The following is a 24,860-nucleotide window of genomic DNA, read 5'->3' as shown; positions in this document are numbered from 1 at the left end:
CGACACGCCGGGAGCGCATCTTTACTGATTGGTTCTAATAATTATATGCTTGTTGCAAATTGGAAATACGATTTCTCGTGAATTGTCACCAAAATGACACATTGTTTGTCATGGATGAGAGCGATTTCCAGATGGATTCACCCCCTGTTTTCGACCGTTTGTCGCAAACGGCTGGCTCCGGCAAGATTGCCTTCCTATAGTCGAACCCAACAACAAGACGAGGGGAACGACATGCTGGAGCTACACGGGGTAAGCAAACATTTCGGCAAGACGGTCAAGGCGGTGGACGACGTGTCGCTATCGCTCGGCCGGGGCGTGGTCGGCCTGATCGGCCACAACGGCGCCGGCAAGTCCACCTTGATGGGCATGATCGCCACGCTGGCGCGTCCCAGCAGCGGCCGGATCCTGTTCGACGGCGTCGATATCGTGCGCAAGCCGGATGCGATCCGGCGCCGCCTCGGCTACCTGCCGCAGGACTTCGGGGTCTATCCGAACCTGAGCGCGTTTGAATTCATGCAGTATTTCGCCGCACTCAAGGGCGTGCGCGACGGCTCCCGCATCCGCCGCCTGCTCGAACTGGTCAACCTGCATGACCAGGCCCACCGTCCGGCCGCGGCTTTCTCGGGCGGCATGCGGCGCCGTCTCGGGATTGCCCAGGCGCTGCTGAACGACCCGGACATCCTGGTGGTGGACGAACCCACGGCCGGCCTCGACCCAGAGGAGCGCCTGCGCTTTCGCAACCTGCTGGCCGAGCTGGGCCATGGCAAGCTGGTGATCCTGTCCACCCACATCGTGTCGGACGTCGAGAGCATCGCCGGCGAGCTGGCGATCATGCGTTCCGGGCGCCTGGTGGCGCACGAGACGCCGGATGCGATCCTGCGCCGGGCCCGTGGCCAGGTGTGGAGCGCCAGCGTGCCCGAACCCGACTACGCCCCCTTGCGCGACCGGGTGCAGGTGCTGCAGGCCCAGCGCCAGGACGGGCGCATGCTGCTGCGCATCGCGCATCCCGAGCTGCCCTGCCTGGGCGCGCGCCCCGCCGAGCCGAGCCTGGAAGAAGCACTGATGGCGCAGCGCTATGCGCTGCAGGCGGAGGCTGCATGAGGAGCCACCCCTTGGTCCTGCTGGCCGCCAACGAGGTGCGCTTGCGCATGCGCCGCCTGTCCACCCTGGTGGCGATGCTGGCCGTGGTCGCTGTCACCTGGGCCATGATCAGCGATATCCGCACAGGACAGTCCCTGCTGGTGGTGAATGAGGCGCGCGTGCTGTACACCAGTTCCGCGCTGGCGCTGGGCAGCGCCACCATGGGCAGCCTGCTGTTCAGCCTTGCCGGTTTCTACCTGGCGCGCGGGCGCACCGGCGAAGACCTGCGCAGCGGCATCGGCGGCGTGATCGGCGCCACCAAGGCCGGCAACGCGCTGCTGGTTGCCAGCCGCTGGCTCGGTGCGGTGGCCTGGCTGGTGCTGCTGCTGGGCGCCTTCATGCTGACCACCCTGGTGTGCCACCTGCTGCGCGGCGAAGGCCCGATCCAGCCCCTGGTCTACCTGCAGACCTACGCCTTGCTGCTGTTGCCGATGGCCCTGTTTGCCGCCAGCTGCGCCATCCTGTGCGACAGCTGGAGTCCGCTCATGGGCAAGGGCGGCGACCTGCTGTACTTCTTCGTATGGGTGGCGATGCTGTCGCTCGGCGGGGTGGCGGAAGAGGGGACCGCCGTATCCTCCCTGGTCTGGCTCGATTTCACCGGCATGGCCCACGCACTCGACGGCCTGCGCAGCCAGGTGGATACCCAGGCCCTGGGCATCGGCATGATGAACTTCGATGCAGCGCTGCCGCCGCACACGCTGCCGCAGTGGATGTGGAACGCGGACATGGTGCGGACCCGCCTGTTGTCCGGCGTACTGGCCCTGCTGCCGCTGCTGCCGGCCGTGCTGCTGTTCCACCGCTTCTCGCCGGACCGCGTCAAGGCCGGCAGGGCGCGCCGGCGCCGTTCGCCGCTGGCCTTGCTCAACGGCTGGCTGCGGCCGCTGGCGCGCACGGTGGCGCCCTTGATGCGCCTGGCCGCGCGCCTGCCCGGGCCAGGCGGCCAGGTGCTGGCCGATTGCGGCCTGGTCCTGCTCTCTGCGCCCAGCGCGATCCTGGCGGCGGCCGTTTGCTTCGTGGGCGCGCTGGTATTGCCGGCGGCGGTCCTGCCGGGCCTGCTGGCGGCAGCGCTGGCGTTCTGGGGCATCCTGTGCAGCGAGAGCACGACGCGCGACGCCAGCGCCGGCTGCGAGGGCCTGAGCGCCGCCGTGCCCGGCGGGATCCGCCGGCGCTTCCTGCGCCAGTGGGCGGCCGCGCTGCTGCTTGGCGTGCTGTTCATGGGCGCCATCGCGCTGCGCTGGAGCCTTGCCGAACCGGTGCGCGCTGCCGCCCTGCTGGCGGGACTCGTCGCGTTGTCCGGCTGCGCCGCCCTGTTCGGGCAGCTGAGCCGTACGCCGCGGCTGTTCCTCGGCCTGTTCCTGTTCGGCTTCTACGTCATGATCCAGGCCAAGGGCCTGGCGACCATGGACGTAGTCGGTTTCCACGGCGACGCGAGCCTGCAGTCGGCCGCCGGTTTCCTCGCGGCCGGCCTGGCGGCGGTGGCCATCGGTACGGCCTGGAGCCGGCGCAGCTGAAGTCGCCGGCTGAAGGCCTTGCGAATGGTGCAAGCCCGCGAAACGGGGAGGGCTATACTTGGACGCTCCTGTTTCCGAACGAGGTGATGCGATGTGGAAAACACCGTGGTTCCGCTGGGGCGCCGTGCTCGGTTTCGCACTGGGCGGCTTCTTCGACGGCATCCTGCTGCACCAGATCCTCCAGTGGCATCACCTGCTCAGTCTGGTACCCGGCACCGACGACCTGCGCTTCCAGATCCTGTGGGACGGCTATTTTCACGCGCTGATGTACGCGATCGCCCTGGCCGGCCTGATCGGCCTGTGGCGCCTGCACCGCCGGGGGACCGGCGAATGGGGCTGGCCGCTGGCGGCCGCGGTGCTGATCGGCTTCGCCATCTGGCAGTTGGTCGACATCGGCGTGTTCCATTGGGTGCTGCGCCTCCACCGCGTGCGCCTGGACAGCAATCCGCTGATGTGGGACCTGATCTGGGCGGTCGCATTCGGCATCGTCCCGCTCGTCATCGGTTTGCGGCTGCGCCACCGGCGCGGCGGACCGGGCATGAATGGCGCGGCGGCCATGCTCCTGATCGGCGCCTTCACCTCCGGGGCTGGCGCCTGGGCCATGCTGCCGCCTGCCCAGAGCCAGTTTGCCACGGTGGTGTTCCAGCCCGGCGCCGGCCCACGCGAGGTGTTCGCGGCGCTCGACGCCGTCGATGCGCGCCTGGTATGGAGCGACCGCACCATGGGCGTGGTGGTGGTGGCCGTGCCCGAGGAGCGGCGCTGGCAGTTCTACCGGCATGGCGCCATGCTGGTGAGCGGCGCCGGCATGCCGGCGGCCTGCCTCAACTGGAGCCGGGCATGACGGGGCTGGCCTGACAGGATGCCGGCCTCCTGGACGAGCCTACCCTACCATGCGCCTGCGTGAACCCAGCATCGGCCTCGCCCTCAGCGCGCTGCTTGCCGGCCTCGTGGTGCTGACGGTGCCGACACCGCAACCGGCCGATTTCGCCGCGCCCGGGCCGGTGTCCGCCGGCCTGCCCGCCGCCCGGCCCATGCCGGCGCCGCCGGCCGCTGCGCCTGCCGCAGCACCTGTCCCCGCGCCTGTCCTGGCGCCCGCCGCGGGCGGGCGGCCGGCGCCTTCCTGGCGCGACACGCACGCGAAATTCGTCGGGGCGCCGAACCTGCGCGTGTTCTTCTACGACGCCATGCGCAAGCCAGGCAGTGGCGCCTATTTCTACGCCACCAAGGTTCTCGAGACCTGCCGCCGCGCGCTGGACCAGAGCTTGCCCGCCTTGCCCGCGCCGCGCCGCGCAGCCGCCGAAGAACTGCTGCAGCGCTGCGATTTCACGGCGGAAGGCCTGGAAGACGCCGAACGCGAGCTGGACGCGGCGCGCCACCTCGACCTGGCCACCGATCCGCTGTTGGGAAGCATGTTCGATTACCTGGCCGCGGACGGCGCCGAGGGGCGGGCGCGCATGCTGCTGGCCGCTTTCGGGCAGGGCAATCCGGACGTGATCGCCTCGCTGGTGGCGCCGAGCTTCCATGAGCGCGTGCCGGTGCGCGACGAGCAGGACTCGACCGCGCGCGGCGTGCCCTTCGGTGGCGCCCTGGTCGCCTGCCGCCTGGGCGCCGATTGCGGCCCTGGCGCGCCGCGCACGCTGGAACTGTGCATGCTGCTCGGCTGGTGCGCGGACAGCATACCGGCAGCCCTGCAACAGGGGCTGGGCGTGCATTACGCGGCGCTCGACCGGATGGCGACCCAGGTCGTCGAGGACATCCGGCGCAGCGATGCGCAGCGCCTGGTGCCCGCGCCCCGATAGCACTGGCTCGGGGTGTAGGGTGTTCGGCTATGCCGAACGCGCGTTCAGCTACGGCATGATCCGACGCAGCGCATCCGATAGTTGAACGCGCGGTCGGCGTCGCGTGATCTGGTCCACTGGACCAGATCACCCCTACTGGATCGCGATCTGCTGCAGCAGGTACAGGCGCTGGTACAGGCCGCCCTCGATGCGCATCAGGTCCTCGTGCGAGCCCGCCTCGGTGATATGGCCATGGTTCAGCACGATGATCCTGTCCGCCGCGCGGATGGTCGACAGCCGGTGCGCGATGGCGACGATGGTCACCTTGCCGCGCAGTTCTTCCAGCGCTTCCTGCACGATCTGCTCGGTGGCGCTGTCGATGCGCGAGGTCGCCTCGTCCAGCAGCAGGATGCGCGGCTCTCCGGCAAGCGCCCGCGCGATCGCCACCAGTTGCTTCTGGCCCGAGGACAGGCGCGAACCGCCTTCGCCCAGCTGGGTCTCGTAACCCTGTTCGAGGGCCGCGATGAAGCCGTGCGCGTGCGCGGCGCGCGCCGCCGCTTCGATCCGCTCGATCGGCAGCCCGCGTCCCATGTCGATGTTCTCGCGCGCCGTGGCCGCCAGGATGAACGGGTCCTGCGGCACCAGGCCGACTTCGTTGCGGAAGCGCTCGTTGCCGATCGAGGCCAGGGGCAGGCCGGCGATGTCGATCGTGCCCTCGTCCGGGGTGTAGTAGCGCAGCAGCAGCGAGAGCAGGGTCGACTTGCCGCTGCCGGTATGGCCGACGATGCCGAAGAAGGCGCCCTGGGGCACGTCGAGCGACAGCGCGTGCAGCACCCGCTGGCCGGGGGCGTAGCCGAAGTCCAGCCCGCGCACGCTCACCGCCGGGGCCTGCGGGTCGAACGGCGCCTCGTTGCCGATGCGGCCGGCCGCGTGTTCCGCCGCGCCGCTCTCCTCGAGCAGCTGCGACACGCGCGCGGTCGCCACCACCGCCTGCTGCAGGCCGCTGAACTGCATCGTGATCTGGATGAGGGGCTCCACCACGCGCGCGATGTAGCTGATGAAGGCATACAGCACGCCCACTTCCACCGCGTTCATCTGGCGCTGGCCGAAGCCATAGATCACGATGGTGAGCAGCACCACGTTGAGCAGGTCGAGGGCCGGCCGCAGCAGGAAGGCGTTGGCGCGCAGTTCGGCCAGGCGCGCCTTGCGGTGCGCGCGGTTGGTGTGCAGGAAGCGCTCGCCGAAGCGCCCCTGCGCATTGCTGGCCTGCAGCACGCTCATGCCGCCGATCGATTCCGCCATCTGGCCGTTGATATCGCTGCGCAGCGCGCGGGCGCGGGTGACCGCCGGCGCCGATAGGCGCTGGTAGAGCCAGACGATGCCGACCACCGCCGGCACCAGGGCCAGCACCACCAGCATCAGGCGCCAGTCGAGCCAGGCCATGGCGACCAGGGTGCCGACCAGCACGATGCTCGAGTCGAGCATCACGAACAGCACTTGGATGTAGAGGGTCTTGACCGCCTCGGTGTCGTTGGTCACGCGGCTCACCAGCTGGCCGGTGATGGCGCGGTCGAAATACGCCATCGGCAGCCGCAGCACGTGGCCGTAGACCCACTCGCGCAGGCGCCGCACCGAACGCATCGCCAGGCCGGACAGGCGGATCAGCTGCAGGTAGCGGATCCAGGACGAGGCCCAGCCGGTGATCACCAGGCCGCCGAGCAGCAGCGACATGCGGGTCCAGTCGAGGTTGCGGCTCAAGAGGTGGTCGTCGATCAGGGCCTTGCCCAGCAGGGGACCCAGCACTTCGAGGCCGGCGGCGATGACCAGCCAGAAGCTGGCCCAGCCAAGGTGGCGGCGGTCGGGTTCGGCGGCGCGGCGCAGCAGGCCGGCCGCGCGCGCGGTCTGGGCGCGCATCGGCACGCCCTTGGTATCACTCTGCATCGATGCTCGCCTCCAGTTGTTGGTAGCGCCACTGGCTGGCAAACCAGCCATCCATGGCCAGCAGTTCGTCGTGGGTGCCCGCTTCCGTCACGCGGCCTTCGCGCAGCACCACGATGTGGTCGGCCCGGCTGACCGCGGACAGGCGGTGGCTGGCGATGACGGCGCTGCGTTCTGCGCGGGCGGCGCGCAGTTCCTCCAGGTGTTCGAGGATGCGGGTCTCGGTGCCGGTGTCCACCGCCGACAGCGCGTCGTCCAGCAGCAGCAGGGCGCTGTCGGCCAGCAGGGCGCGCGCGATCGCCACGCGCTGGCGCTGGCCGCCCGACAGGGTGATGCCCTTTTCGCCCACCGGCGTGTCGTAGCCCTGCGGGAAGCGCAGGATGTCGTCGTGGATCGAAGCCATCCTGGCCGCTTCTTCCACCTCCGCGCGCGAGGCGCCGGGTCGGGCCAGGGCGATGTTTTCCGCGATGGTCGCCGAGAACAGGAAGGATTCCTGCGGCACCCAGCTCATGGCCGCGCGCAGGACGTCCAGCCGGTAGGCCTCGAGCGGCTGCCCGGCCCAGCTGACCGCACCGCGCTGGGGCGTGGCCTGGCGCAGCAGCACGCGCAGCAGCGTCGACTTGCCGGCGCCGGTCGGGCCGACCAGGCCGAGCGTCTTGCCCGGCTCCACGCGCACCGATACCTCGCTCAGGGCCGGGTGCTCCGCCTCGCGGTAGGAGAAGCTCACGCCGTCCACCAGCAGCGCGCCGCGCCCGATCGTCTCGAGCGTGCCGCTATCCTCGACCGTGAGCGGCATGTCGAGCAACGGCTGCAGGCGCGCCAGGCCGGCGCGGCCGCGCTCGATCAGCGACAGCACCCAGCCGGCCGCGAACATCGGCCAGATCAGCTGGCCCAGGTACATCGAGAAGCTGGTGAGCGCGCCCACCGTCAGTTCGTCGTGCCAGACCAGGTAGCCGCCCAGTCCCAGGGTCAAGCCGGTGGCGGCGGTCAGGGTCAGGCCGACCGCCGGCTCGTAGGCGGCTTCCCAGCGTCGCGCGGTGAAACTGGCATCGGCCGCGTTGGCGGCCAGTTCGCTGAACTGCGCGCTGCTGCGCGCTTCCAGGCCGAGGGCGCGCAGGGTGCGCACGCCCGACAGCGATTCCTGCACGTGGTCGTTCAGCGCCGAGAAACGCTTCAGGGCGTCGGCTTCGGCCGTGTGCACCTGGCGCGAGATGCGCCAGAAGGCGAAGGCCATCAGCGGGAAGGGCAGCAGGGCGATGGCGGCCAGGCGCGGGTCGACGCCGAGCGTCATGATGCCCAGCACCATGACCAGGGTGAGGGTGCCGTCGAAACCGGCCAGCATGGCTTCGCCGGCCGCCATCTCGATGGCGTCGATGTCGTTGGTGGCCAGCGCCATCAGGTCGCCGGTGCGCTGGCGCTGGTAGAAGGCCGGACCCTGGGCCGCCAGGCGCGCATACAGGCGCGTGCGCAGTTCGACGCCCAGGTTGTAGGCGGCCGAATACAGGCGGATGCGCCAGCCCACGCGCAGGACATAGATGGCCAGGCCCAGGCCGAGCAGCTGGGCCAGGCCGCGCAACAGCGCATCCTGGTCGAGGCTGTGGGCGGCCAGGCCGTCGATCAGGGCGCCGACCTTGCGCGGTATCAAGACCGTGCAGATGGCGACGCCGGCCAGCATGAAGGCCGACGAGACATAGGCATGCCAGTGCCGGCGGACGAATCCGCCGATCAGCCTTGCGAGACTCATGCAGTTTCCTTGAAGATTGTGCGCCCGAAAAAGAACTAGCGGGCTGGAGCCCGCTAGTGTAGTCGCTTTGCCAATCCGGCGCAGGCGCGTGCCCGCTATGCCTCGCCAGGCGGGTGCTTACTTCTTCCGTTTGGAAGAAGCGGGACGCAGGTCGGGGACCAGCACCTCGGCGGCGTCAAGCGCCGGCAGCGGGGCGGCCGCGGGATGCTGGGCCACGGCGGCGCGGGCAGTGCCCTTGCCGGCCGCCCTGGCGATGGCCTTCGGTTCGCTGACCGGGGATGGCTCGACGGCTGCGAGCACGGCAGCCTCCGACACATTCGCGGCCGCATGTGCTTCGGCCATGACCACCGGCTCGCTCGGGGCAGCGGATGCGGGTATGGATGCGGCAACGGCAGCGCGCACGGTGTCGGCAACCGGCGCGCCTGCAGTGTCCACTGCAGGAGCAAGGGCCTCGGCAGCGCTACGCTCGGCAAGCGCTTCGGTAGCAGGGAGCACTTGAACTGGCGCCACTTCAGCGGCCGCAGCATCGGCAAGGGATGCCACGGTAGCGGCTGCCTCTTGCGCAGCCTCCGGCACGGCCTTGATTTCCGCCTGTTCGGCCGCGTCGGTGCGCTCGCCCGCCTGTTGCGGCGCCGGCGCCTGCGGCTGCACGGCAGTCGGGCGCACGCCGCCGGCGATGCCGAGCAGCTCACGGCCGTAGGCGAACAGGCTGTGCACCTGCGCCTCCGCCTGGCCACCGAGGGTGAGGAAGTCGCGCGGATCACGCGACTGCATCAGGGAGTAGGTGGCGCCAAGCGAGCGCTCCATCGAGTCGCGCGAAGCCGACAGGTTGAGGGCCGCCAGGCGGCTGGCGTTCTCGAACGCCTGGGTGGTCACGGAAGTGAAGAAATCGAACTGCGCTTCGAGCTGGGCCTTGCTTACTGCGGAAAACGGGTCGCGGAGTGAAGTCATGGGATTTCCTTGTCAGTCATTTATAGTGCACTGCAATATCGGCTAGTGTAGCCATGAACCTTGCTGTTGCAAAGTGCTTATTGATGTATTAATGGCAGAAATATTGCGATGCAGCATCATCTCCAGGCGCGGAGTCTGCTTCGCCATCTCGTACGGCTGGAAATGGTTACAATCGGGTAGACAAACGGGGAGTATGCATGGATATCGTGATTCGCAACGCCAGCCTGCCGGACGGCAGCCGTGGTATCGACATCGGCATCGAGGGCGGGCGCATCGCGGCCGTCCAAATACGGCTGGGGGCGCAGGGCGCGCGCGAAATCGACGCCGGCGGCGACCTGGTCAGCCCGCCTTTCGTGGATGCGCACTTCCACATGGACTCCACCCTCAGTTACGGGCTGCCGCGCGTGAACCGCAGCGGCACGCTGCTGGAGGGTATCAAACTGTGGGGCGAGCTCAAGCCGCAACTGGCGCAGGACGCCCTGGTCGAGCGCGCGCTGCGCTATTGCGACTGGGCGGTAGCGCGTGGCCTGCTGGCGATCCGCACCCACGTAGACGTCTGCGACGACCGCCTGCTGGCCGTCGAAGCCCTGCTGGAAGTGCGCAAGCAGGTGGCGCCCTACCTCGACCTGCAGCTGGTCGCCTTCCCGCAGGACGGCCTGTTGCGCAGCCCGGGCGCGTTCGACAACCTGAAGCGCGCCATCGCGATGGGCGTGGACGTGGTGGGCGGGATTCCGCACTTCGAGCGCACCATGGCGGACGGCGCCGAATCGATCCGCCTGCTGTGCGAGTTCGCTGCGCAGCACGACCGGCGCGTGGACATGCACTGCGACGAAACCGACGATCCGATGTCGCGCCATATCGAGACCCTGGCGGCCGAGACCCGGCGCCTCGGCATGCAGGGCCTGGTGGCCGGCTCGCACCTGACATCGATGCACTCGATGGATAACTATTATGTGAGCAAGCTGCTGCCCCTGATCGCCGAAAGCGGCGTCGCCGCCATCGCCAACCCGCTCATCAACATCACCCTGCAGGGCCGCCACGACACCTACCCGAAGCGGCGCGGCATGACCCGGGTGCCCGAGCTGCTCGCCGCCGGCGTCGACGTCGCCTTCGGCCACGACTGCGTACTCGACCCGTGGTACGGCATGGGCTCGGGCGACATGCTGGAAGTGGCGCACATGGGCCTGCACGTGGCGCAGATGACGGGCCTGGAAGCGATGCACCAATGCTTCCTGGCCGTGACCGAGACCCCGGCGCGCATCCTCGGCATGGAAGGCTACGGGGTGGCGCCGGGATGCTGGGCCGACCTGGTGCTGCTCGACGCCGGCTCCACGGTGGAAGCGATCCGCCTGCGCGCGCCGCGCAGGATGGTGCTGCGGCGTGGCGCCATCGTGGCCGAGGCGCCTTCCGCGCAGGTGACCCTGCACCTGCCGGGGCGTCCGGCCAGCACCGGGTTCAGGATGCCGCAACAGGGCTGATCGTAAAAAATCTTCGCGGAAACATCGAAAAAAACTCCTGCGTGCTACGTGAAATCGCGCTTGGAATGACGCTAGAATAGAACGCTTTCAAGTTCAGAAACGCGTTCCGATAGCCGTGACAGACATCCAGATCCGCCCAGCCGGTGACCAGGACTTCGATGCGATATGGAGCATTTTTTGCGCCCATGTCGTTGCCGGCGAAACCTATCCTTTCACCACTGCCGTTTCGCGCGAGGCGGGCCATGCCTACTGGCTCGGGCCCGAGGTGACGAGCTTCGTCGCCACCAGCGGCGCCGACCGCCTGCTCGGCATGTACCGCCTGGTGCCGAACCAGGTCGGCCGCGGCCATCACGTGGCCAATGCCTCCTACATGGTCAGTCCATCGGCGCAAGGGGCGGGCGTGGGGCGCCTGCTCGGCGAGCACAGCCTCGACGAGGCGCGCCGCCAGGGCTACCTGGCAATGCAGTTCAATTATGTGGTGAGCACCAACACCGTCGCCATCCGGCTGTGGAAGAAGCTCGGCTTCTCGATCGTCGGCACCCTGCCCAAGGCCTATCGTCACAAGGCCCTCGGCTACGTGGACGCCTACGTCATGTACCAGCTGCTGCAAGACCCGGACCGCTGGCCGACGGTGGACGCATGAGCGCGCACCCGGGGGAAGTCCTGCGCACCGGCCGCCTGCGCCTGCGCCTCGTGGATGAAAGCGACGCCGCCGTCTACCTGGAACTGCTGAACGACCCGGCCTTCATCGAGCATATCGGCGACCGTGGGGTACGCACGCTCGAGGCCGCCGTGAAGTCGATCGAAGACGGTCCGGTGGCGATGCAGCGCGCGCGCGGCCACTCGATGTACATGGTGGAGCTGCACGGGGAGGGGGCCGCGCCGGTGGGACTGTGCGGCCTGATCAAGCGCGACGGGCTGGACGACGTCGACCTCGGCTACGCCTTCCTGCCGCGCTACCGCGGCCGCGGCTATGCGTTCGAGGCCGCGCAGGCCACCGTGGCGCATGCGCGCACGCTCGGCATCCCGCGCCTGGCGGCCATCACCACGCCGGGCAATGCGGCGTCGATCGCCCTGCTGCTCAGGCTGGGGATGCGCCAGCAGGGCACGGTATGCCTGAAGGCAGGCGAGCCGGACCTGAACCTCTACGGGATGAGCCTGGTCACCGAGCGCTAGCGCACGTAGTACGGTGCGAAGCGGTGGTAGGATGGCGTTGTCAATACTTCAAGCGACCGCCGAGCCATCGATGCAGACCACCGAGCCACGTCCCGACGCGCCGTTTTTCATCGTCCTCAACGCCGGATCCGGCCATGCCGAGACCGCGCTGCGGCGCTCGACCATCGAAGAGGTGCTGGCCGCCGCCGGCCGCAGCTGCCACCTGGAGCTGGTGGACGACCCGGTCGAACTGGCGGACAAGGCGCGCAGCATGGCGGCGCGCGCCGTCGCCGAAGGGGGCATCCTGGTGGCGGCGGGCGGCGACGGCACCATCAACACGGTCGCCCACGAAGCCGTGCTGGCGCGCTGTCCCTTCGGCGTCCTGCCGCAAGGCACCTTCAACTATTTCGGCCGCACCCACGGCATTCCGGAAGACCTGGCCGAGGCCGTGTACGCCCTGCTGCGCGCCAGCATGCGCCCGGTGCAGGTAGGCCTGCTCAACAACAAGATTTTTCTCGTCAACGCCAGCGTCGGCCTGTATCCGAAGCTGCTCGAGGAGCGCGAGATCGACAAGCGCCAGTATGGACGCAGCCGCGTCGTCGCCTTCTTCTCGGCCATCAAGATCGCCTTGCGTCCACACCGCCACCTGCGTATCACGCTCGAGCTCGACGGCAAGGAACGCCGCCTGCGCACCACGACTTTATTCATCGGGAACAACCGCCTGCAGCTGGAGCAGGTCGGGATGCGCGACGGCCTGATCGAGGCGGTTGAGGAAGGGCAACTGGTCGGCATCGCGCCGCGGCCGATGGGCAAGCTCGGCTTGCTGCGCCTGCTCGTGCGCGGCCTGATGGGGCGCCTCGGCAGCGATGACGAACTGGAAGCCTTCGCCTTCAAGCGCCTGCTGGTGGGCACGCCCTCCCTGATCGGCCGCAAGCGCATGAAGGTAGCGGCCGACGGCGAAGTGTCCACCGTGGCGATGCCACTGGAATTTCGCGTACTGGAAGGGCGGCTGATGCTGATGACGGGACCGTCGCGCAAGGAAGCGCGACCGGCCCCCGATGAAACCGAGGCTGCATAGCAGAGCGTCGTAGGGTGGTCGGCTCCGCCGACCGCGCGTTCAAACTACCGAGGCGCAGCCGCAGCGCCTGGTGGAGCAGGACGCGCGCACGGCGAAGCCAGCTACCGTGCCCCGGTGCACCCTACCTGACTTACTGCGTCCGTAGCAGGCGCACCCCATGGATGTCGAAGCGGTTGGACGGGCCGCCCAGGCCGCCCGCCGCGCTGAAGCTGCTGTTGCTGTCAAGATAGCTCATATTATAGAAATCGCTCATCTCGATGCGGTAGCGACCGGGCCGCAGGCTGGCCGCCAGCGGCGTCGAATACACGGCCGGCGTTTCCGCCTTCGCCAACGGGGCATGCGGCAACTGCACCACGCCCTGTGCCACCACTCGGCCGCGCCCGTCCTTCAGCGCCAGCCATTTCACCCCGCCGCTGATGCCCAGGTTCACCTGGTTCGCCGCGTTGTGGTAGCGCACCTGGACCTGGTACCTGCCGCTCGCCGTCACGGCGATGGGGCCGACGGCGAAGCGGTCCTCCGGCCGGCCCCAGTCCTGCAGATGCGGCGCTGTAAAGCGTGCGTTCGCCTGGCTGGGCTTCAGGTTGGACATGGTGCGCGGATCGGTGACACCGACCTCGATCCCGCCGTCGACGCAGCGCGGCCTGCTGTGGTGGCTGCGGTTGCCGGTGGCGGCGAAGCGCGCTTCCACCGCGTAGCAGCCGAAGGCGCCCGCGCCGCGGTCGGTCCAGCTGCCCGCGCGCAGTCCGTCGGCGACCGGCTTGCCGTCGCGGTACACGCTGTACAGCACATCCGCTTGCGCGTCGCCAGGAGCGATCTGCAGCGTCACGCCCCCGGGGCGTCGATGCAGGGCTGTGATCGCGGGCTCGCGCGGACCGAAGGTGGCGCCCGCGTCGGCATACGGGTTGTCGTTCACGCGGCGAATCTCCTGCCGGCCCGGCAGCAGCGCGCCGAGCACGATCTCGATCTCGTTCACGGCCGCGAGCCGGGCAAGGCCGATCGACTGGCCGGCCGGCTTGCCGTTCAGGACGATGCGTTCGACCGCGTAGTAGCCCTCGTCCGGGCTCGCCGCGGGCAGGCGCAGGCGCACGTCGATGCGCCGGCCGTGCAGGCGCAGCGCGTGCAGCGCGATCTCGTTCGATGCGCCGAACATCTCGCGGCGCAGCTTCGCGGTGACGAAAGGACGCAGCGCAATGCCGTCGTCCAGCGCCGACACGCCGAACACCTGCCGGACCACCATGCCCAGGTAGGCGCCCACCGACCACAGCTGGCGCCGCGAATTGATCACCGGCCCGATCAGCGACGGGTTGCGCTCGTCGAGCAGCAGCGGCTGGCCTGAGAGCCACTCGAGGTTCTCCATGTTCGACATGTTCAGGGCCGCGCCGCGCACCAGCGAATCGTAAGCCGCGTCGGCCACCGCCACGTTGCCGGCCATGCTTGCCGCGTCCAGGCCGTAGCCCGTCACGAAGGGCCACAGCGCGCGGTTGTGGTATACCGGCATGCCGGGCTGCTGCGGCCAAATGACCGGCGCGCCCATCGGGCCGTGCGGGTAGCGCGCCATGATCGACGCCGCCTGCGCTTCGCTGGCGACGCCGGTGAGGATGGTCAGCGACTGCCCGAGCCAGTCGAACTTGTGCAGCGGCGCGCCGTCGAAATGGCCGGCCGTGAGGCTGCTGTACATGCCGGCATCCTTCAGCCACAGCCTGTCGTTGATGGCGCGCTTGAGCGCGATGGCCCATCCGTCGTAGCGCGCCGCGCGGACCATGTCGCCCTGTTCGCGCGCCAGCCGTGCCGCCAGGCGCAAGGCCTGGTAGTGCGCCACGTTGGTCGACAGCGCTTTCGACGAGGACATCGAGGCCAGGTCGTTCGGGATCCACGCCGCGTAGCTCTGGTCGCGCCAGTCGAGGAAGGATTGTTCGCCCATGTACAGGCCGCTCGTGGCGTCGAAGGCGGCGATGCGGTCGTTCTCGATCGTGTTCGACAGCGCCCTCAGCGCACGCCCTGCGAAGGCCGCGCGCCCGGCCGCCGGCAGGGTGCGCAGCACTTCCTCGGCCGCAAAGGCCCAGCTGACGCGGTCGGTACTTACCGGCCAGCTGCCGCCGCTGCCGGTGTCCTGCACGATCTGCAGGCCGTCCGCCGTCCCGGCAACCCGGGAGCTGACGGACACGTCCTTGCGCCAGCCGGACAGCTTGAATTCAAGCGAATTGCGCACCCGCTGCGGGTCCAGCATGGCCAGGCCGAGGTCGGCCGCATACGAGAGGTCGCGGGTCCAGACATAGTGCCACTTCTCCCCGGTGGCGAAGCAGTCGCAGGGGATCGGCGCGCCGCCCTGGTAGTTACCGTCGCGGATCTGGCTGACGGCGTCCTGGCGCATTTCATGGCCGGCCAGGGCGAACAGGGCGTCGAAGGCGAGGTTGCCGGTACGGATGCGTGGCAGGCCTTCCTGCTCGGCGTAGTCGCCGTGCTGCGGGCCGGGGTCGCGCAGGCTCAATGTGGTCGAATGGGTGTAGCGGCGCAGGGTGGCGCCGGCGTCCGGCACGGAAAAACGCGCCGTTTCCTGTTTGCCGTCCCAGGTGGGCCAGGCCAGCGCAGCGACGGCCTCGCGCCCTGCGTGCGGGTCGGCAGCGGCTGCCGCCGGCGCGGTGGGTAGCCGCACCACGCGCAGGGTCGGCGCCGCCGGGTTCGAGGCATCCACCGTGAAGCGGTACGTGCCGGTCTGGCGCACGAACAGGTAGTCTTCCGGCCCGGGCTGGGTGGCGAGGCGGTAGGGCGTGTCCGGCGTCACGGTGATGCTGTTGTTGGCGTCGGCCACCCATTCGTCGCGCCAGTCGCGGCTGCCCACCTTGAAGGCATGGTTGCCGGGGCTGACGAGGATCTCGGCCTCGTACACGCCCTGGCCCTTGTGCGTCAGGAGGTTGTCGGTGCCCCAGCCGTTGAAGGCGCCGCGCACGTACAGTTCCTTGTCCTTCTCCTTGTCCTGCGCCGTGGCCTGCGCCGCCAGGCAGGCGAGGAGGGCGGCGGCCAGCATCTGGCGCTTCATGGCGCAGGCTCCAGTTCCAGGATCACGCTGGCCCCGGCCGGCAGGCGCAGTTCCCTGGCCAGGTCGAAGCGCTTCCCGCTCAGGACGTCGACGCCGCCGGGCACGCCGGCCAGCATTTCGCGGAAGCGCTGCGTGTCCAGCACCATCTCCTTCGGGTTGTTGTTGAAGGCGACCAGCACCCTTTTGTTGTCGTCGTAGCGGAAGTAGACCCAGGTGTTGTCGCGCGGGCCGTAGTGCATCAGTTTTCCCTTGTGGATCACCGGCTGTCCCTTGCGCCAGTTGGCCAGCCTGCGCACCAGCTCCTGCGCGGCGCGCTGTTGCGGCGTGAGGCCCTTGCCGGTAAACGCATTGACCCGGTCGCCCGGCCAGCCGCCCGGGAAGTCGCGCCGGTAGCTGGCGTCGTCGCGCTCGCCGGTGGCGCTGGTCATCAGGATCTCGTCGCCCGTGTAGAGCTGGGGGATGCGCGGCATCGTCATCAGGAACACCATCATCATCCGGTAGCGGTCGAAGTCCTCGCCGACCTCGCTCCAGATGCGGGAGACGTCGTGGTTGGCCTCGAACAGCACCAGATTGCCGGGCTCAGGATACAGGTAGTCGAGCGAGAGCGTCTCGTAGACGTTGGTGAACACGTTGGCGCCGCGCCTGTCGGCCAGCGCCGCACGCATGCTTTCCGCCAGCGGGAAATCCATCAGGCTCGGGGTGGAAGCGCGGTAGCCGTCGAAGTTGTCCTTGCCGCGCTGCCAGCGAGCCACCACCGGCACCAGCTTGCTCCACTCTTCGCCGACCATGTTCAGCTTCGGGTATTCCGCCATCAGGCGCCGCGTGTAGTCGGACAGGAAGGCGCCGTCCGAATAGCCGAAGGTGTCGATCCGCAGCCCCGACAGGCCGGCATATTCGATCCACCAGATATTGTTCTGGATGAGGTAGTTGGCCACCAGCGGGTTGGACTGGTTCAGGTCGGGCATGCTCTCGACGAACCAGCCGCGCGTGAAGTTGTCGGCATCTTCTTTCGAGGCGTAGGGATCCTGCACGGCGGTGCGGTGGTGCTGGGTCGGCACGAACTTGCCGCCGTAGTTGACCCAGTCGGGCGTGGGCAGGTCCTTCATCCACCAGTGGGCGCGGCCGATATGCGACAGCACCACGTCCTGGATCAGGCCGATGCCGCGTTTCTTCGCCTCGATCGACAGGCGGCGGAAGTCGTCGTTGCTGCCGTAGCGCGGGTCGATCCGGTAGTGGTCGGTGGCGGCATAGCCGTGATAGGAATAGGCCGGCATGTTGTTCTCGACCAGCGGCGTGGGCCACAGCTGGGTGAAGCCCATGTCCCGGATGTAGTCGAGACGGTCGATGATGCCCTGGATGTCGCCGCCATGGCGCCCCGAGCCGTTCGAGCGCATGGCCTTTTCCAGCGTGTCTTTGGTGGAGTCGTTGGCAGGAATGCCGTTGGCGAAACGGTCCGGCATGACCTGGTAGATGGCGTCGTTGCTGTTGAAGCCGATACGTCCGGCCGAACCGGGCTCGCGCGCCAGCAACTGGTAGCGGTAGCTGGCCTGGCGCCCGGCGCCCTCGAATGCGATGTCGAACTTGCCCGGCCGCGCATCCTTGTCGATGTCGAGATCGATGAACAAGTAATTCCGGTTGGGGACGCGCGTGACCGAGGCGATGCGCACGCCCGGGTAGGCCAGCGCCGGCTCGAGCTCAGCGATACGCTCGCCATGCACCATCAGTTGCAGCCCCGTGTGCTGCATGCCGGCCCACCAGAACGGCGGTTCCATGTGGGCAATGGCAGAGGATGGAGCGGGAGCGGCGAAGGAGGCGAGGGCAGTGCTGCCGAGCAGGATACTAACGAAGAACTGTCTCATGAGAAGTCGGACTTCCCTCGCTTCCAGCATGGTATTGCGCGATTCCGTAGTCAGACTACAGCATGTGCGTCAAGCCAGATGCTCGAGAACTGCCGCGGTTGGTTAAGTTGCCGAAAGAATACTATGGAAGCGTGGTAGCAGACAAACGTATCCACTCAGAATAATCTAGTCAAAGTACAGATCGCCAACAAAATTCCTCATGTCCCTATGAATTTCTCCAGTCTATTGGCGAGTTCAAGGTCTTCACTTGCACCATGTTGGTGCATACACAGTGCTTGCTGTCGCCAAAGCGAGCATTTGTAGTCCGACTACAGCTGTCTGTATGTGGTTTTGTAGCCCAAATACAACGCAAAAGGCGTGTTTCACTGACGATTTTCCGAAAAACATGCCATTATCGTAGCAGCAAGCAACTCCCGTTGACAGTGCATCTAGTTTTAGTACAGAATCGTTGACAGAACGTTCAAAACCGTTTGCTTGAGGCTGCCGTGCAGCTGCCTGTCGCGCTGTAGTTTCGGGAAAAAATTATTGGTCTTTATTGAGGGGACAAATGAATATCTTCGCAACCAAGCGCGCCGGTGAGCCGGCCCGCCTTGCTTTCCAACTGAGCCCGGTCGCCGCCGGCTGCGCAGTCTTCCTGTCCGTGTTCGCCGGCAGCGCTTATGCGCAGTCGACCGCACAGGACAACACCACCACGACCACCAGCGCCACGTCGAGCGTTGCCACCCAGCCGAATTCGGCCGAGCAGGCAGCCACCGCCGCCGAGCCGACGCCGGCCGGCTCCACTACCACTACCACTGCGACCGTCGCGCCGGGCGTGGCCACGGTCCAGGTGACCGGTATCCGCCGCGGTATCGAAGCGGCCATCTCGATCAAGAAGAATTCGAGCTCGATCGTCGAAGCCGTCTCGGCCGAAGACATCGGCAAGCTGCCGGATCAGAGCGTCGCCGAGTCGATCTCGCGCCTGCCGGGCGTGTCGGCCCAGCGTGGCCGCAACTCGGGTCGTGCCGCCGAAATCTCGGTGCGCGGCCTGGCGCCGAGCTTCAACGGCACCCTGCTGAACGGCCGCGAGATGGCCTCGACCGGCAATGCCCGTTCGCCCGAGTTCGACCTGTTCCCGGCCGAACTGATGGGTTCCGTCGTCATCTACAAGAGCCCGGACGCGACCGTCGTCGGCCAGGGCCTGGCCTCGACCATCGACCTGCGCACCGTGCAGCCGCTGGACTTCGGCAAGCGCACCGTCGCCGTCAGCTACAAGAAAACCCGCCTCGGCGTGAAGCACCCGGACGGCCTGCCGGAAGGCGACGGCAAGCGCGCCACCCTGTCGTACATCGACCAGTTCGCAAACCGCACCATCGGTGTGGCCGTGGGCCTGACCCGTTACGAAGAAGAGGGCGGCGGCCAGACCACCTTCAATTCCTGGGGCACCGGCACGCTGCCGTACAACGGCGCGCAAGTGCGCGTGCCGGGCGGCTTCGGCGCCGACACCGTCACCGACTCGCATAACCGCGACGGCGCCTTTGCTTCACTGCAATTCCGTCCGAACAAGAACTTCAAGTCGACTGTCGACCTGTTCTACTCGGCCGGCGATACCGCGCAGAAACGCACCGGTTTCGAGGGCGGCGTGGCTTTCAACGGCAACGGCGCCTACGAGATGCAGCACGTGCTGAGCCAGGCCACGGTCAGCAACGGCGTGGCCACCAGCGGCACCCTGACCAACTGGAAAGGCATCGTGCGTAACCACATCGAGGCCGGCGAAGACGACCTCAAGAGCATCGGCTGGAACAACGAACTGAAGATCGGCGAGTGGACCACCGCTGCCGACCTGACCTGGTCAAAGGCGACCAAGCTCGGTTCGCGCTATGAAACTTATGCCGGTATCCCGGGCCGCACCCAGGACACCCTGAAGTTCACCAACTTCAACGGCAGCAACCTCACCGAAGTGAAGTACACCCCGGGCTCCAACTATGCGGACCGCGCCGTGGCGCGCTTGACCGACGCCATGGGCTGGTCCGGTGGCGAAAGCTCGCCTCAGGCCGGCTACCTGGCCCAGCCTTACGTGGAAGACGAAGTCAAGGCCGTGCGCTTGACCGCCAAGCGCGCATTCGAATGGGGCCCGATTACCGGTACCACCTTCGGCTTCAACCACACCTCGCGCGACAAGTCGCGTGCTGGCGAAGAAGGTCGCCTGCTGATCAAGGGTGGCAATGGTCCGTACGCCGCGGTGGCAGTGCCGGGCAGTAGCGTGGTTCAGGCTGGCGCATCGGGCATCAACGTCGCATCGTGGGATCCGCGCGGCTCGCTCGGCTCGGTGTACGAACTGGCCAACAAGGTCGACGCCGACATCTACAGCCGTTTCTGGGATGTGCACGAGCGCATCAATACCGGCTACGCCATGGGCGACCTGGACGGTGAGATGTTCGGCCTGTCCTACCGCGGTAACGTCGGCCTGCAGGCGATCCACACCAGGCAGACCGGCGGCGGTTACGTCGTTGACCAATCACGCTGCGTCGGCAATACCGCAGCGACCTGCCCGGCCAAGCGTATCAGCGAAGGCGACAGCTACTGGGATGTGCTGCCGAGCCTGAACCTGTCCTTCGACCTGAAGAATGAGCAGGTCCTGCGTTTTGCTGCTGCCAAGATCGTGTCGCGTGCGAATCCGGACGACCTGCGCGCCGGCCAGAACTTCAACCTCGCTACCCAGGGTCTCTCGATCCTGACCGGTTCGGGCGGCAATCCGCAGCTGAAGCCCTTCCGCGCCAAGTCACTCGACCTGTCGTATGAAAAATACTTCGGCAACAAGGGTTACGTCAGCGCCGCCGTGTTCTACAAGCGCCTGGATACGTATATCCTGCGTACGCCGCGCGCGTTCAACTACGGGCCGTTCATCACCCCGACGACCCCGCTGCCGCAGACCGGTCCGTTCGCCGGTTCGGCCGTGGGCCAGTTCACCCAGCCGCGCAACGGCGACGGCGGCAACCTGCACGGCTTCGAGCTGGCGGTGAACCTGCCGTTCTCGATGCTGACCCAGTACCTGGACGGCTTCGGCGTCATGGTCAACCACTCGGATACCCGCAGCAGCATCGAGCTGCCGGAAAGCGGCTTCCCGAACGTGGCCGGCGATCGCACCAGCATCCCGCTGCCGGGCCTGTCGCGCAAGGTGAGCAACCTGCGCCTGTACTACGAGAAGGCTGGTTTCCAGATCGCCGCGGCAGCGCGCAAGCGCTCCAGCTTCCTGGGCCAGGTGTCGGACTTCCAGGACAACCAGCAACTTACCTTCATCAAGGGTGAGACGATCGTTGACCTGCAGGCATCGTACGAGTTCCAGCGTGGTTGGCTGAAGGGCGTGAGCGTGTTTGCCCAGGCGCAGAACTGGAACAACGCGCCGTTCCTGGAGTACACGGACGACGAGAACAACCCGACCAACCGCCGCGCCTACGGCCGCACCTACCACTTCGGCGCGACCTACAAGTTCTAAGCTGATCCCAGCCGAACTGCGGTAAAGTAACGACCCCTGCCGGGCTCCCGCCTGCCAGGGGTCGTTTTTTCATGACCTCCGGGCGAATACACATGCAACACGAACCACTCAAGGACATCGTCATCGTCGGCGGCGGCACCGCCGGCTGGATGACCGCGGCGTCGCTGGCGACCCTGCTCAACGGCCGATACAACATCCGCCTCGTCGAATCCGACGAGATCGGCATCGTCGGCGTCGGCGAGGCGACCATTCCGATGATCCAGCGCTTCAACCGCGTGCTGGGCATCGAGGAGAACGAATTCATGCGCGAGACCCAGGGCAGCTACAAGCTCGGGATCGAGTTCGTCAACTGGGGCCGGCTGGGCGAGCGCTACATGCACGGCTTCGGCCGCATCGGGCAGGACCTGGCCACGCTGCCTTTCGACCAGTTCTGGCAGAAGATGCGCCGCGCGGGCAAGGCTGCCCCGCTCGAGGAGTATTCGATCACCCGCATGGCGGCAAAAGCGAACAAGTTCATGCCGCCGCGCTTCGACGTGCAGAACTCGCCGCTGCGCGACATCAACTACGCCTACCACTTCGATGCCGGCCTGTACGCGAAATACCTGCGCAAGCTGTCGGAGTCGCGCGGCGTGACCCGCATCGAAGGCAAGATCACCCGCGTGAGCCAGCGCGAAGGCGACGGCCACGTGGACGCGGTCGAGCTGGAAAACGGTTCGCGCATCGAGGGCGAGCTGTTCATCGACTGCTCGGGTTTCCGCGGCCTGCTGATCGAGCAGACCCTGCAGACCGGCTACGAGGACTGGACGCACTGGCTGCCGGCCGACCGCGCCCTGGCCGTGCCTTGTGAATCAGCACCGGTCATCACGCCGTATACCCGCTCCACCGCGCACAAGTCGGGCTGGCAGTGGCGCATTCCGCTGCAGCACCGCACCGGCAACGGCCACGTCTACAGCAGCCGCTTCATCAGCGACGACGAAGCAGCAGCGACCCTGCTCGCCAACCTGGACGGCAAGGCGCTGGCCGAACCGCGCCTGATCAAGTTCCAGACCGGCATGCGCAAGCTGGCGTGGAACCGCAATGTGGTGGCCCTCGGCCTGGCCAGCGGCTTCCTGGAGCCGCTCGAGTCGACCAGCATCCACCTGATCCAGTCGGGCATCCAGCGCCTGATCGACTTCTTCCCGGACCGCGGCTGGAGCAGCGTGGACCGCGACGAGTACAACCGCCAGTCGCGCTTCGACTACGAACGCATCCGCGACTTCATCATCCTGCACTACCACCTGAACCAGCGTACCGACTCCGCATATTGGATGGAATGCGCCAACATGGCGATTCCCGATACGCTGCGCCACAAGATGGACATGTACCGCTCGCGCGGCCGCGTGGTGCGCGTCGATAACGAGCTGTTCTCGGAAGTCGGCTGGATCCAGGTGTTCGAAGGGCAGAACATGCCGATCGACGGCTACCACCCGCTGGCCGACACCCAGTCGGAAGCGGACATTGCCGAGTACCTCGACAGCGTGCGCGGGGTGATCGCCAAGTGCGTGGCGGTGATGCCGTCCCATGACGAGTACATCGCCAAGACCTGTTCAGCCAAGAAAATGTAGCGCAAACCCTGTATCATCCGCGGCCCCATGCGTGAACGCGCATGGGGCCGCCGCTTTTTTCCAACTGGTAAAAAAGCGGCCCCTGTTCCAAATAGTGCCCGCCCTCGCCGCGCGAGGGAGTAAACTGCGGCTTTAGTATCAACTTTGAAAGTTTTGCCATGTCTGACACCCCCCTCCCGAATTTTGCCGATCTCGACCTGTCCGCGCCCGTACTGAAGGCGCTCAAGGACGTCGGCTACGAAACGCCATCGCCAATCCAGGCCGCGACCATTCCGCTGCTGCTGGCCAACCGTGACGTGCTCGGGCAGGCCCAGACCGGCACCGGCAAGACCGCCGCCTTCGCGCTGCCGATCCTGTCGCGCATCGACATCAAGCAGGCCGTGCCCCAGGCGCTGGTGCTGGCGCCGACGCGCGAGCTGGCGATCCAGGTAGCCGAGGCCTTCCAGACCTACGCCGCCCACATCAAGGGCTTCCACGTGCTGCCGATCTACGGCGGCCAGAGCTACGGCCCGCAACTGTCGGCGCTGCGCCGCGGCGTGCACGTCATCGTCGGCACGCCGGGCCGCGTGATCGATCACCTCGAGAAAGGTTCGCTCGACCTGTCCCAACTGAAGACGCTGGTGCTGGACGAAGCCGACGAAATGCTGCGCATGGGCTTCATCGACGACGTCGAGCACATCCTGCAGCAGACCCCGCCGGAGCGCCAGACCACGCTGTTCTCGGCCACCATGCCGCCGGCCATCAAGCGCATCGCCAAGACCTACCTGCGCGACCCGCAGGAAATCACGGTGGCGGCCAAGACCGGCACCGCCGAGAACATCACCCAGCGCTACTGGCTGGTGGCCGGCATGCAAAAGCTCGATGCGCTGACCCGCATCCTGGAAGCCGAAACCTTCGACGGCATGATCGTCTTCGCGCGCACCAAGCTCGGCACCGAGGAGCTGGCGGGCAAGCTGCAGGCGCGCGGCTTCGCGGCCAGCGCCATCAACGGCGACATGACCCAGCAGGCGCGCGAGCGCACCATCGAGCAGCTCAAGAACGGCAAGATCGACATCCTGGTGGCGACCGACGTCGCCGCGCGCGGCCTCGACGTCGAGCGCATCAGCCACGTGATCAACTACGACGTGCCGTCCGACCCGGAAAGCTACACCCACCGCATCGGCCGTACCGGCCGGGCAGGGCGCAGCGGCGAAGCGATCCTGTTCATCACGCCGCGCGAGCGCGGGCTGCTGAAGGCCATCGAACGCGCCACGCGCCAGCCGGTAGCGCCGCTGCAACTGCCGACCGTGAAGGCGGTGAACGACGTGCGTATCGCGAAGTTCAAGGAGCAGATCGCAAGCACGCTGGCCGAGGGCGGGCTGGAGGTGTTCCGTTCGCTGGTCGAGGAATACGAGCGCGAACAGAACGTGCCGGCGGTCGACATCGCCGCGGCGCTGGCCAAGCTGGCGCGCGGCGACCAGCCGCTGCTGCTGGAAAAGCCGGACCGCGAGCCGCGTCCTGAACCGACAGGTTCCGGACAGGTACGTCCGCAGCGCGCCGACTTCGTGACACGCGAACCGGGTGTGTGGGAAGACCGTCCCGCGCGTGCGCCGCGCGAATTCCGTGAAGGCCCGGCGTTCAAGAAGGAGCGCGTCGAGCGGGCGCCGGAACCGGGCATGGCGACCTTCCGCATCGAAGTCGGCCACCAGCATGGCGTCAAGCCGGGCAACATCGTCGGCGCGATCGCCAACGAAGCCGACATGCCGGCCAAGTACATGGGCCGCATCGAGATCTACGACGACTACAGCACCATCGACCTGCCGGACGACATGACCCCGGAACTGATCGACCACCTGAAGACCGTGTGGGTGGCCGGCCAGCAGCTGAACATGACGCGCGACGGCGAGGAGCCGATGGCGGCCTCGCCGAAGAAGAAGGGTTTCTCGAAGCCGGGCGCCGACCGGCGCATGGCGGAGAAGGGCGGCAAGAAGCCGCACCGCAAAGGCTGAGACTTATCGTAGGGTGTGTTAGAGCAAAGTTGTAATGTCCGGATCTAGCAAAGTTGAAATGTCCGCTTTTGCTAGATAGCTCATGCTGTCGACTCCGAATCGTTTGGAGTCCAGTGTGAGCAAG

At 67.3% G+C, this 24,860-nt stretch carries 16 protein-coding genes; 11 read left to right on the top strand and 5 right to left on the bottom strand.

Going from position 1 to position 24,860, the window contains the following annotated elements; genetic code table 11:
• The first annotated feature begins 231 nt into the window (after positions 1-231).
• From AC56KL_RS17650 to AC56KL_RS17635, 4 genes are all read left to right on the top strand, one after another.
• Positions 232-1,101: an ABC transporter ATP-binding protein gene (locus AC56KL_RS17650; RefSeq protein WP_497181475.1), complete on the top strand. Its 870-nt coding sequence runs from the start codon at positions 232-234 to the stop codon at positions 1,099-1,101.
• A complete protein-coding gene (locus AC56KL_RS17645; protein WP_497181474.1) occupies positions 1,098-2,651 on the top strand; it encodes a hypothetical protein in 1,554 nt (517 codons plus the stop codon). Before AC56KL_RS17650 ends, AC56KL_RS17645 begins: the two co-directional genes overlap by 4 nt.
• Positions 2,652-2,742: 91 nt before the next feature.
• Positions 2,743-3,492, top strand: a complete 750-nt coding sequence (locus tag AC56KL_RS17640; RefSeq protein ID WP_497181473.1) for a DUF2243 domain-containing protein — start codon at positions 2,743-2,745, stop codon at positions 3,490-3,492.
• Between the two features lie 49 nt (positions 3,493-3,541).
• The gene (locus AC56KL_RS17635) at positions 3,542-4,450 is read left to right on the top strand and encodes a hypothetical protein (protein WP_497181472.1); all 909 of its coding nucleotides are present in this window, start codon (positions 3,542-3,544) and stop codon (positions 4,448-4,450) included.
• Positions 4,451-4,582: 132 nt separating this feature from the next.
• Here the strand turns inward: AC56KL_RS17635 and AC56KL_RS17630 are convergent, their stop codons facing one another.
• The 3 genes from AC56KL_RS17630 to AC56KL_RS17620 all read right to left on the bottom strand — a co-directional run bounded on the left by AC56KL_RS17630 (position 4,583) and on the right by AC56KL_RS17620 (position 9,062).
• Complete coding sequence (locus AC56KL_RS17630; protein WP_497181471.1) at positions 4,583-6,370, bottom strand: ABC transporter ATP-binding protein; 1,788 nt, start codon at positions 6,368-6,370, stop codon at positions 4,583-4,585.
• Entirely contained in the window at positions 6,360-8,111 is a 1,752-nt protein-coding gene (locus tag AC56KL_RS17625) for an ATP-binding cassette domain-containing protein (protein ID WP_497181470.1), read from the bottom strand. Before AC56KL_RS17625 ends, AC56KL_RS17630 begins: the two co-directional genes overlap by 11 nt.
• Positions 8,112-8,228: 117 nt before the next feature.
• On the bottom strand, positions 8,229-9,062 hold the full coding sequence (locus tag AC56KL_RS17620; RefSeq protein WP_497181469.1) for a phasin family protein: 834 nt from the start codon (positions 9,060-9,062) through the stop codon (positions 8,229-8,231).
• A gap of 197 nt (positions 9,063-9,259) precedes the next feature.
• Between AC56KL_RS17620 and AC56KL_RS17615 the strand changes: the two genes are divergently transcribed.
• The 4 genes from AC56KL_RS17615 to AC56KL_RS17600 all read left to right on the top strand — a co-directional run bounded on the left by AC56KL_RS17615 (position 9,260) and on the right by AC56KL_RS17600 (position 12,773).
• A complete protein-coding gene (locus AC56KL_RS17615; protein ID WP_497181468.1) occupies positions 9,260-10,540 on the top strand; it encodes an amidohydrolase family protein in 1,281 nt (426 codons plus the stop codon).
• Between the two features lie 115 nt (positions 10,541-10,655).
• Positions 10,656-11,183 carry a GNAT family N-acetyltransferase gene (locus AC56KL_RS17610; RefSeq protein WP_497181467.1) on the top strand — a complete coding sequence of 176 codons (528 nt, stop codon included), beginning with the start codon at positions 10,656-10,658 and terminating at the stop codon, positions 11,181-11,183.
• Positions 11,180-11,716 (top strand): GNAT family N-acetyltransferase, encoded by a 537-nt coding sequence (locus AC56KL_RS17605; protein ID WP_497181466.1) that lies wholly within the window; start codon positions 11,180-11,182, stop codon positions 11,714-11,716. The genes AC56KL_RS17610 and AC56KL_RS17605 overlap by 4 nt, the downstream gene beginning before the upstream one ends.
• A 70-nt stretch (positions 11,717-11,786) precedes the next feature.
• On the top strand, positions 11,787-12,773 hold the full coding sequence (locus tag AC56KL_RS17600) for a diacylglycerol/lipid kinase family protein (protein ID WP_497181465.1): 987 nt from the start codon (positions 11,787-11,789) through the stop codon (positions 12,771-12,773).
• Positions 12,774-12,903: 130 nt separating this feature from the next.
• Here the strand turns inward: AC56KL_RS17600 and AC56KL_RS17595 are convergent, their stop codons facing one another.
• Complete coding sequence (locus AC56KL_RS17595) at positions 12,904-15,810, bottom strand: MGH1-like glycoside hydrolase domain-containing protein (RefSeq protein WP_497181464.1); 2,907 nt, start codon at positions 15,808-15,810, stop codon at positions 12,904-12,906.
• A complete protein-coding gene (locus AC56KL_RS17590; protein WP_497181463.1) occupies positions 15,807-17,669 on the bottom strand; it encodes a glycoside hydrolase family 13 protein in 1,863 nt (620 codons plus the stop codon). The genes AC56KL_RS17595 and AC56KL_RS17590 overlap by 4 nt, the downstream gene beginning before the upstream one ends.
• 547 nt (positions 17,670-18,216) lie before the next feature.
• Here AC56KL_RS17590 and AC56KL_RS17585 point away from each other — a divergent pair.
• The 3 genes from AC56KL_RS17585 to AC56KL_RS17575 all read left to right on the top strand — a co-directional run bounded on the left by AC56KL_RS17585 (position 18,217) and on the right by AC56KL_RS17575 (position 24,736).
• Positions 18,217-21,144, top strand: coding sequence for a TonB-dependent receptor (locus tag AC56KL_RS17585; RefSeq protein WP_497181462.1), 2,928 nt, complete (start codon positions 18,217-18,219; stop codon positions 21,142-21,144).
• A 92-nt stretch (positions 21,145-21,236) separates the two neighbouring features.
• Positions 21,237-22,748 (top strand): tryptophan halogenase family protein, encoded by a 1,512-nt coding sequence (locus AC56KL_RS17580; protein WP_497181461.1) that lies wholly within the window; start codon positions 21,237-21,239, stop codon positions 22,746-22,748.
• A gap of 158 nt (positions 22,749-22,906) precedes the next feature.
• The gene (locus AC56KL_RS17575) at positions 22,907-24,736 is read left to right on the top strand and encodes a DEAD/DEAH box helicase (protein ID WP_497181460.1); all 1,830 of its coding nucleotides are present in this window, start codon (positions 22,907-22,909) and stop codon (positions 24,734-24,736) included.
• The last annotated feature ends 124 nt before the right edge of the window (positions 24,737-24,860 follow it).

The organism is Telluria sp. ZB4P34, assembly GCF_059686055.1.
The sequence above is the reverse complement of the archived record's forward strand: the minus strand, read 5'-3'. Positions and strand labels throughout refer to the sequence as shown.

Bases quoted from the DNA above. Each gene is read 5' to 3' on its own strand.
- AC56KL_RS17650 (WP_497181475.1), top strand. From the start codon at position 232: ATGCTGGAGCTACACGGGGTAAGCAAACATTTCGGCAAGACGGTCAAG.
- AC56KL_RS17645 (WP_497181474.1), top strand. From the start codon at position 1,098: ATGAGGAGCCACCCCTTGGTCCTGCTGGCCGCCAACGAGGTGCGCTTG.
- AC56KL_RS17640 (WP_497181473.1), top strand. From the start codon at position 2,743: ATGTGGAAAACACCGTGGTTCCGCTGGGGCGCCGTGCTCGGTTTCGCA.
- AC56KL_RS17635 (WP_497181472.1), top strand. From the start codon at position 3,542: ATGCGCCTGCGTGAACCCAGCATCGGCCTCGCCCTCAGCGCGCTGCTT.
- AC56KL_RS17630 (WP_497181471.1), bottom strand. From the start codon at position 6,370: ATGCAGAGTGATACCAAGGGCGTGCCGATGCGCGCCCAGACCGCGCGC.
- AC56KL_RS17625 (WP_497181470.1), bottom strand. From the start codon at position 8,111: ATGAGTCTCGCAAGGCTGATCGGCGGATTCGTCCGCCGGCACTGGCAT.
- AC56KL_RS17620 (WP_497181469.1), bottom strand. From the start codon at position 9,062: ATGACTTCACTCCGCGACCCGTTTTCCGCAGTAAGCAAGGCCCAGCTC.
- AC56KL_RS17615 (WP_497181468.1), top strand. From the start codon at position 9,260: ATGGATATCGTGATTCGCAACGCCAGCCTGCCGGACGGCAGCCGTGGT.
- AC56KL_RS17605 (WP_497181466.1), top strand. From the start codon at position 11,180: ATGAGCGCGCACCCGGGGGAAGTCCTGCGCACCGGCCGCCTGCGCCTG.
- AC56KL_RS17600 (WP_497181465.1), top strand. From the start codon at position 11,787: ATGCAGACCACCGAGCCACGTCCCGACGCGCCGTTTTTCATCGTCCTC.
- AC56KL_RS17595 (WP_497181464.1), bottom strand. From the start codon at position 15,810: ATGAAGCGCCAGATGCTGGCCGCCGCCCTCCTCGCCTGCCTGGCGGCG.
- AC56KL_RS17590 (WP_497181463.1), bottom strand. From the start codon at position 17,669: ATGAGACAGTTCTTCGTTAGTATCCTGCTCGGCAGCACTGCCCTCGCC.
- AC56KL_RS17585 (WP_497181462.1), top strand. From the start codon at position 18,217: ATGAATATCTTCGCAACCAAGCGCGCCGGTGAGCCGGCCCGCCTTGCT.
- AC56KL_RS17580 (WP_497181461.1), top strand. From the start codon at position 21,237: ATGCAACACGAACCACTCAAGGACATCGTCATCGTCGGCGGCGGCACC.
- AC56KL_RS17575 (WP_497181460.1), top strand. From the start codon at position 22,907: ATGTCTGACACCCCCCTCCCGAATTTTGCCGATCTCGACCTGTCCGCG.